Consider the following 8,424-nt stretch of genomic DNA (forward strand, 5'->3'; position numbering starts at 1 on the left):
GTGGACGGCGAAGTCGACTTTGAAGGCGCCGGGTCCGCGTCGGAATCTGGTGAAGGCGCGGTGGATTCGGGGTGGTAGGGCGTCGTCGAGGATGCGGGCGACCTGTGCGGGGTCGAGGTCGAACAGGATGAGGTCGCTGGGGGGTAGGTCGCTGCGCGAGGTGACGCGGGCATCGGTCTCGATCCGTCCGCCGAGGTCGGTGAGTTCCGCGGCCAGGGCGTTCGCGATCGCGCCGGAGCCGCCCTCGGCGACCTGCCAGCCGTACGCGTGTCCCGCCGTCAGCATGCCCTTGCCGATCGCCGAGCTCATCGGCTCGTGCAGCGGCCGGAAGGTGTGCGCCGCAACGCCGCCCCACAGTGCGCGGGCCTGCGGGGTGCGGAACGCGCGGGCGAGGACGGAGGCGGGGAGCGCGGTCGGTGCACCGAACTCCATGAGTGCCAGGGGATGTCGCGGTACGCGGAGCAGCGGTCCGAGCATGGACGGCCCGATCCGGTCCATCTCCTTCACGGGCCGGTCGAACAGGGCGCGCCAGGCGGCACCGTCGGGCCCCATTCCGGCGGCCGTGTCGCCGACGGTGCGCCGGAGCACGCCGGCGGTGCCGTCGTCGAGCGGGTGCACGCATTCGACCTCGGCGGAGGACCAGCGCAACCCGCGCTTGTCGAGGTCGATGGTGGCGAGGAAGGGTGAGCCCACGGCCATGGGGTGGATCGCGGCGCAGTGGTCGTGGATCAGGCCGGGCACGATGCCCTCGTAGGACCGGAGACCGCCGCCGACGGTGGCGGCCGCCTCCAGGATCGTCACGTCCACCCCCGCACGGGCCAGGGTGATCGCGGCGGCGAGGCCGTTGGGGCCGGAGCCGACGACGGTGGCCGTCGTCATCGCGCGGCGCCCACGCCGGTCCCCAGCGGGTAGCGGACGGGGTCGGAGGTCCACGTGATCTCGCACGCCACCGGGCCGTCGGGCAGCCAGGGTTGCGCGGTCACGCAGTCGCGCACGTTCCAGTGCCCGCGGGCGACGACACCCAGCGCGGCGTCGATGATCTGGAAGTCCTGTGTCATCCGCGTGATCGGCTGGGACTCCGCCCACACCACGATCAGCTCGCCCGGCTCGAACCCGACCTGCTCCTGGACCGCTGCGATGAGGGTCGCGTCGTGCAGGTGCCCGTCACCGAAGTTGAAGCCGATCATCGTGTTGCACACCAGCTCGCCCTCTCGGAGCGTCCGCTCCTCGACATCGGGCACGTGGCTCAGCAGCGTCGAGAACAGGCCCCGGCCGTTGCTGTGCATCGCGCGCCAGGCGAGTCCCTTCTGCAGCAGCACCTCGGCCCATTCGCGCGGGGTGCCGAAGGCGACGAACTGGTCGACGGTGTTGGTCACCGGCCGCTGCACCCGGTCGAGCTTCTCCTCCGCGCCGGGGGCCAGCGCCCACATCCCGGTGGCCCAGTTGCCGGCGTACTGGCGCAGCGAGGGCAGGAAGGAGACCTTGTCGGGCCGGATGTTGCCCAGCACCGGGAAGAAGGCGAGCGCCGCGAAGATCACCAGGATCAGCCAGGCCGGCGACATGTCGAGCACCGAGAAGCCGTCCTGCGCCGGGAAACCGACGAACAGGAACAGCGCGGTGTACGCGAACAGCAGGTTCCACTCCAGCGGCACCGCGAGCGGGAAGGTGGAGATGATGAACAGGTGGTAGCAGACCATGAACACGGCGCACACCACGGTGAGGGTGCGGTTGAGCGAGAACAGCAGGATCAGCGGTGCGGCGATCTCGACGACGGTGCCCAGGCCCTCGGCCATGAATCGCGCGAGCCGCGACGGCAGTAGATCGTGCGGTGCGTTGCGGTAGTGCGCGCGGCGCAGTCCCGTGAACGGCATGCACGGCGAATTCGAGACCATCACGGGGATCACGTTGACGAAGTGCCTGCCGATCTTCGACAGGCCGGCGCCGACCCACACCACCACGATGAGCAGTTTGAGGCCCACGATCATGGTCGCGAAGGACAGGAACGGCAGGACCGCGAACATCGCCATCGCGGGCAGGTACTGCTCCGCGCGGGCGCCGAGGAAGATCGTCTTGTCCCGCAGGCCGATCAACACCAGGAGCGCGATCGGCGCGATCATCGACCACGGGCGCACGAGGTCGTACGGAGCGTCGCCGACGCCCACCCCGGGAAGCGCGATCGCCGTCACGAGCGACGCGAGGAACAGGAGGTACAGCCCCACGTCCAGCGGGGTGCGCCGCGTGCCCGCAGTGCCCGGCACCCAGGTGAAGGGGCGCAGCCGGATGGTGCCGGTGCGCGCCCAGAACCGGATGCCGCCGGTCATCGGCTTGATCTTGAAGGTCAGTGGGCCCCAGGCCCCGGCGATACCGATCGCCTCGAGCAGCACCGTCCACACCACCAGCTTCTGGTAGACGATCGGCTGGTTCCACCAGGTCCCGACCTCCCAGACGTGCAGGCCGGAGGTCGCGGTCGCGACGAGGGCGCCGCCGAAGGCGTACAGCACGACGAGCTTGAGCACGTAGATGAGGAAGACCATGCTCTGCGTGCCGAAGCCGTGGTCCACCCAGTCCTGGGTGCCGAAGCGCAGGCGCTCGCGGATCGGGCGGGAGAGGAACTCGGCCGGTTCGACCGGCGGCAGGTAGGGCTGGGTGAATCCCATGACGACTCCTCGGATTCGGTGAGCTGGATCAGGCGGGCAGGACGGTGGCTGCGTCGAGGCGGCGCAGGGCGGGCTTGTCGATCTTCCCGACGGGGTTCTTCGGCAGGGCGTCGACGGCGGTCACGGCCACCGGCTGCTTGAACTTGGCGAGGTTGGCGGCCGTGTGCGCCAGCACGGAGCCCGGGTCGACGGTGGCGGGGGAGACGTAGAGCACCGGCACCTCGCCGTACTTCGCGTCGGGCCGGCCGATCACCGCGGCCTCGGCGACGCCGGCTGCGCCGTACACCACCGTCTCGATCTCCTTGGGGTAGATGTTCTCCCCGCCCCGGATGATCATGTCCTTCGCCCGGTCCACCAGGGTCAGGTAGCCGTCGGCGTCGAGGAGACCGACGTCGCCGGTGTGCAGCCAGCCGTCGACCACCGTCTTCGCGGTCTCCTCGGGGCGGTTCAGATAGCCCCGCATGGTGTTCGGGCCGGCCAGGAGTACCTCGCCCGCCTCGCCGGTCGGAACCTCGCGGCCCTCGCCGTCGACGATGCGGATCCGCTGGCCCGGAAGGGCCACGCCGACGGTGCCGGGCTTGCGCACCCCGTCGAGCGGATTGCAGGTCGCGGCGCACGTGCACTCGGACAGGCCGTACCCCTCGATGAGGGGGAAGCCGTACCGCGACTCGAAGCGGTCGAGGAGCTCGCGGCTCGCCGGGGCTGCGCCGCACACGGCGAACCGTACCCGCGAGGTGTCCGGGCGGACCTCGGGCGGGAGGTCCGCGAGCATGGTGTAGATCGTGGGCACGGCCGAGAAGTAGGTGGCGCCGGTGCGTTCGAGGAGGTCGAAGAAGGTCCGCGGGTCGAACCGCCCGGTGACGGTCACCCGCCCGCCGCCCGCGAGCGGGTTGAGCGTCGAGACCACGATCGCGTTGACGTGGAACAGCGGCAGGATCAGCAGGCTGTGGTCCGCCCTGCTGAACTCGAATGCGGCGCTCGACATCTCGCTCATCACGGTGAGATTGGCGTGGTCCAGCATGACGCCCTTGGGGCGGCCGGTGGTGCCGGAGGTGTAGATCAGCAGCGCGAGGTCCTCGGGAACGGCTACGGGCGCAGCGGATTCGGGATCGTGGGTGAGCAACTCGCCCGGCGTGCGGGAGGGGACACCGTCGAACACGGCACCGTCGGCGGTGATGAGGACCTTCGCCCCGGAGTCGCGGACCTGGAAGCCCGCCTCGGCCGGCGTGAGGTACGGGTTGATGGGCGTGGCGGCCGCCCCGAGCCGCCACGCGGCGAACAGCCCCACCACGAGGTGTGCGGTGTTGGGGAGGCGGATCGCCACGACATCGCCGCGGCGGATGCCCGCCGCCCGCAGGCCGGCGGCGGTCCGCGTGACGGCGTCGAGGAACGCGGCGTTGTCGAGGTCGAGTTCGTCGTCGGCGAGGGCCGGCGCGAGCGGGTCCGCGGCGGCGCGGGTGTCGGGAAGCGAGGCGAAGGTCGTCACTGGGTCTCCTTGTGGTCCGTGCCGATCACGGTATGCGGGTGTGAGCGGTGTCACTCCGTCCTGTGGCGATCAAGATCCGGGCGAGCTTCATCTCCGGAAGACGAAGAATCGGCCCCGGCGGGCTCCGCGGAGGGCTTAGCCTGACTCCGTGAGACAGACCTCGGACCGGTCGGGCTACGGGTCCGACCCCATCGGCCGGACGGTGGCGGGGGTCCTGGGCGGCCTGGACCAGCGCATCGTCGGCGACCGGATGACGGCCCGCATGCTCGCGGACATCCCGGAGCTGCGCGGCGACGTGGAGCTGGAGCGGGCGCTCGCCGCGAGCGTCGCCGGGAACGTCGAGACCGTCCTCCACGGCATGGTGTTCGGCGTCGACCCGGGCACGATCGTGGCGCCGCTGGCGGCCCTCGCCTATCCGCGACTGCTCGCCCAGCGGGGCCTTCCCGTCACCGCGCTGGTCCGCGCGTACCGGCTGGGTCAGGCCAGCATGGTGCAGCAGATGCACGCCGCGGTCCGCGCCACCGACCTCCCGCTCGCGCAGATGCTGGCCGCCCACGAGTGGATCACCGACTGGTCCTTCTCCTACTCGGACACCGTGATCGAGACGGTCATCGCCGCCTACCAGCGCGAGCGCGACCGCTGGATGCAGGGCCGCTCGAGTGCCCGCGTCGCGCGCGTGCGCGAGTTGCTCGCCGGCGACGACACCCCCGACATCGACGCGGCGTCGAGCGCCGTCGGTTACCCCCTGCGCCGGCACCACCTCGCCGTGATCGCCTGGTTTCCCGATGACGAGGCGGGGGCCGCCGGCGGCGGAGATCTCGTGGACCGGATGGAGTCCTTCGTCCGCGCGCTCGCCGAGGCCGTCGGCGTCGCGGAGGCGCCGCTGTTCATCGCCGCGGACCACCGCACGGCCTGGGGCTGGCTCCCGCTCGCCGCAGCCGAGCCGGGTTCGGCCCGGGCGCACGCCTTCCTGACCGCCCCGCCCGACGGTGCCCGATCCGTCACCGCGGGCCTCGGCGACGGTGCGCCCCGGGTCGCCGTCGGGACCGTGCGTACCGGGGTCGACGGTTTCCGGCGCTCGCATCGCGAGGCCGAGGCGGTCCGGCGCACCGTCGGGGAGGGGTCCGCGGTGTTCGCGGGCGACCCGGGCGTGATGGTCGCTGCGCTGGTCGGGGCGGATCCCGCCGCCGCCCGGGCCTGGGCCCGGGACGTCCTGGGCGACCTGGCGGCCGACACCGAGTCGGACGCCCGCCTGCGGGCCACGCTCGCCGTCTACCTGCGGCACGGCGGCGGTTTCAAGGCGGCGGCGGAGGAACTGAACATGCACGCCAACTCGGTCAAGTACCGGGTGCAACGGGCGATCGCCCGGCGGGGCCGCGCGATCGGCGACGACCGGCTCGACATCGAGGTCGCGCTGCTCGTGCGAGACCCGGCCGGGGAGCGGGCACGCGCAGGTCACTAAGCTGAGCGGGCAACCGGCACCGTGAATGAGGAGCGCAAGTGAGCCGTCCCGTGGTATTGATCGCCGACAAGCTGGCACCGTCGACAGTGGAGGCGCTCGGTGACGGCGTCGAGGTGAAGTGGGTCGACGGCCCCGATCGCCCCGCCCTGCTCGCGGCGGTCCCCGAGGCCGACGCGCTGCTCGTCCGCTCCGCGACCACCGTCGACGCCGAGGTCCTCGCGGCCGCCACCAAGCTCAAGATCGTCGCCCGCGCCGGCGTCGGCCTCGACAACGTGGACGTGCCCGCCGCCACCGAGCGCGGCGTCCTCGTGGTGAACGCGCCCACCTCGAACATCCACACCGCCGCCGAGCACGCCGTCGCGCTGATGCTCGCGACCGCGCGTCAGATCCCCGCCGCGGACAAGACCCTGCGCGAGCACACCTGGAAGCGCAGCTCGTTCAACGGCGTCGAGATCCTCGGCAAGACCGTCGGCGTCGTGGGCATGGGCCGCATCGGCCAGCTCGTGGCGCAGCGCCTCGCCGCCTTCGAGACCAAGATCATCGCCTACGACCCCTATGTCAGCCCGGCCCGCGCCGCGCAGCTCGGCATCGAGCTGGTCAGCATCGACGAGCTGGTCGAGCGCGCCGACTTCATCTCGGTGCACCTGCCCAAGACCCCGGAGACCAAGGGCCTCATCGGTCGCGAGCTCCTGGCCAAGGCCAAGAAGGGCGTCATCATCGTCAACGCGGCCCGCGGTGGCCTCGTCGACGAGCAGGCCCTCGCGGACGCCATCACCTCGGGCCGGGTCTTCGGCGCCGGCCTCGACGTCTTCGAGACCGAGCCCTGCACGGACAGCCCGCTGTTCGAGCTGCCCCAGGTCGTCGTGACCCCGCACCTGGGTGCCTCGACCAGCGAGGCCCAGGACCGCGCCGGCACCGACGTCGCCAAGAGCGTGCGTCTGGCTCTGGCGGGCGAGTTCGTCCCCGACGCCGTGAACGTCAAGGGCGGCGCCGTCGACGAGGAGGTCGCGCCCTGGCTCGAGCTCACCCGCAAGCTGGGCGTGCTGCTGGGCGGTCTGCCCGGACAGCTGCCCGAGAAGATCGGGGTCACCGTCCGCGGTGAGCTGGCCAGCGAGAACGTCGAGATCCTGCAACTCTCGGCGCTGCGCGGCCTGTTCTCCGCCGTCATCGAGGACGCGGTCACCTTCGTCAACGCCCCCGCCCTGGCGGAGGAGCGCGGGGTCACCGTCGAGCTCGAGAAGGTCTCCGAGAGCCCCAACCACCGCAGCCTGGTGGATGTGCGCGCCGTGTACGGCGACGGGACCGTCGCGAACGTCGCGGGCACCCTGTCGGGCCTGGGGCGGGTGGAGAAGGTCACCAACATCAACGGCCGCAACTTCGACCTGCGCGCCGAGGGCCTGAACCTGTTCATCGCCTACGGCGATCAGCCGGGCTCGTTGGGCAAGATCGGCACGCTGCTCGGCGACGCCGGGATCGACATCCAGGCAGCGGCGCTGAGCCAGGACGCCGAGGGCGACGGTGCGACGGTGCTGCTGCGCGTCAGCCAGCCCGTCCCGGCGCAGGTGCAGCAGGCGATCGCCGAGGCCGTCGCCGCCACCACGATCGCACAGGTGGACCTGTCGTGAAGCTCGCGGTGATCGGTGGGGACGGCATCGGCCCCGAGGTGACGGCGGAGGCGCTCAAGGTGCTGCGCGCGGTGGTCGGCGAGATCGAGACCACCGACTACGACCTGGGCGCGCGGCGCTACGAGCGCAACGGTGAGCTGCTCACCGAGGAGGATCTGGCGTCGTTGCGCGAGCACGATGCGATCCTGCTCGGCGCCATCGGCGACCCGCGCAAGGTCCCGCCGGGCGTGCTCGAGCGCGGCCTGCTGCTGAAGATGCGCTTCGCGCTGGACCACCACGTGAACCTGCGCCCGTCGAAGCTCTTCCCGGGCGTCGAGTCGCCGCTGAAGGACCCGGGCGAGATCGACTTCGTCGTGGTCCGCGAGGGCACCGAGGGCGCGTACACCGGCAACGGCGGCGCGATCCGCCTGGGCACCCCGCAGGAGGTCGCCAACGAGACCTCGGTCAACACCCGGTTCGGCGCGGAGCGCGTGGTGCGCTTCGCCTTCGAGCTGGCGCGCACCCGGCGGAAGAAGCTGACGCTGGTGCACAAGACCAACGTGCTCGTGCACGGCGGCGGGCTGTGGCAGCGCACCGTCGACGAGGTGGCGGCCGAGTTCCCCGATGTGGCAGTCGATTACAGCCACATCGATGCCGCCACGATCTACCTGGTCACGGACCCGTCGCGGTTCGACGTCATCGTCACCGACAACCTGTTCGGCGACATCCTCACCGATGAGGCCGGCGCGATCTCCGGCGGCATCGGCCTCGCCGCGTCGGGCAACATCGACGCGACGGGCGCCAACCCGTCCATGTTCGAGCCCGTGCACGGCAGCGCCCCCGACATCGTCGGCCAGGGCGTCGCGGATCCCACCGCGGCCATCCTGTCCGCGGCGATGCTGCTGCGGCATCTGGGGAACGCGGAGGGCGCGCAGCGGATCGAGGACGCGGTGACCGCGGACCTCGCCGCCCGCGGCGACGCCCCCATCCGCACCACCGAGGTCGGCGACCGCATCGCCGCCGCCCTCACCGCGTAGGCACCTCTCCCACTTAACAGCGTTAGCCCATACCGTTTCCCCAGGACGCCGTCTGGGCTAACGCTGTTAAGACATCCCTGGACGTTGTGTGTCAAGCCGCCACGGCCTGTTGGTGGTGCGACCAGGCGACGGTCTGGTCGTATTGGGTGCCGCTGGCGAGGCAGCCGTGGAGGATTCC

At 71.5% G+C, this 8,424-nt stretch carries 6 protein-coding genes; 3 read left to right on the forward strand and 3 right to left on the reverse strand.

What is annotated here, in order from left to right; genetic code table 11:
* The 3 genes from HF999_RS21695 to HF999_RS21705 all read right to left on the reverse strand — a co-directional run.
* Positions 1 to 879, reverse strand: an 879-nt coding sequence (locus tag HF999_RS21695) for a phytoene desaturase family protein (RefSeq protein WP_168547846.1), incomplete at its 3' end; no start/stop codon positions are given.
* A complete protein-coding gene (locus HF999_RS21700) occupies positions 876 to 2,657 on the reverse strand; it encodes a DUF3556 domain-containing protein (RefSeq protein ID WP_168547847.1) in 1,782 nt (593 codons plus the stop codon). The genes HF999_RS21700 and HF999_RS21695, both read right to left, overlap by 4 nt.
* 28 nt (positions 2,658 to 2,685) lie before the next feature.
* The gene (locus HF999_RS21705; RefSeq protein WP_168547848.1) at positions 2,686 to 4,143 is read right to left on the reverse strand and encodes a class I adenylate-forming enzyme family protein; all 1,458 of its coding nucleotides are present in this window, start codon (positions 4,141 to 4,143) and stop codon (positions 2,686 to 2,688) included.
* Between the two features lie 148 nt (positions 4,144 to 4,291).
* Here HF999_RS21705 and HF999_RS23120 point away from each other — a divergent pair, with 148 nt between their 5' ends.
* Genes HF999_RS23120 through HF999_RS21720 form a run of 3 tightly spaced genes read left to right on the forward strand, consistent with a single transcriptional unit; the run spans position 4,292 to position 8,246 of the window.
* Entirely contained in the window at positions 4,292 to 5,605 is a 1,314-nt protein-coding gene (locus HF999_RS23120; RefSeq protein WP_168547849.1) for a PucR family transcriptional regulator, read from the forward strand.
* Positions 5,606 to 5,643: 38 nt separating this feature from the next.
* Positions 5,644 to 7,230 carry a phosphoglycerate dehydrogenase gene (gene serA / locus HF999_RS21715; RefSeq protein ID WP_168547850.1) on the forward strand — a complete coding sequence of 529 codons (1,587 nt, stop codon included), beginning with the start codon at positions 5,644 to 5,646 and terminating at the stop codon, positions 7,228 to 7,230.
* The gene (locus tag HF999_RS21720; RefSeq protein WP_168547851.1) at positions 7,227 to 8,246 is read left to right on the forward strand and encodes a 3-isopropylmalate dehydrogenase; all 1,020 of its coding nucleotides are present in this window, start codon (positions 7,227 to 7,229) and stop codon (positions 8,244 to 8,246) included. The genes serA and HF999_RS21720 overlap by 4 nt, the downstream gene beginning before the upstream one ends.
* The last annotated feature ends 178 nt before the right edge of the window (positions 8,247 to 8,424 follow it).

Origin of the sequence: Tsukamurella spumae, from assembly GCF_012396015.1 — a bacterium.
In the GTDB taxonomy this organism is placed as follows: domain Bacteria; phylum Actinomycetota; class Actinomycetes; order Mycobacteriales; family Mycobacteriaceae; genus Tsukamurella; species Tsukamurella spumae.

Bases quoted from the DNA above. Each gene is read 5' to 3' on its own strand.
- HF999_RS21700 (WP_168547847.1), bottom strand. From the start codon at position 2,657: ATGGGATTCACCCAGCCCTACCTGCCGCCGGTCGAACCGGCCGAGTTC.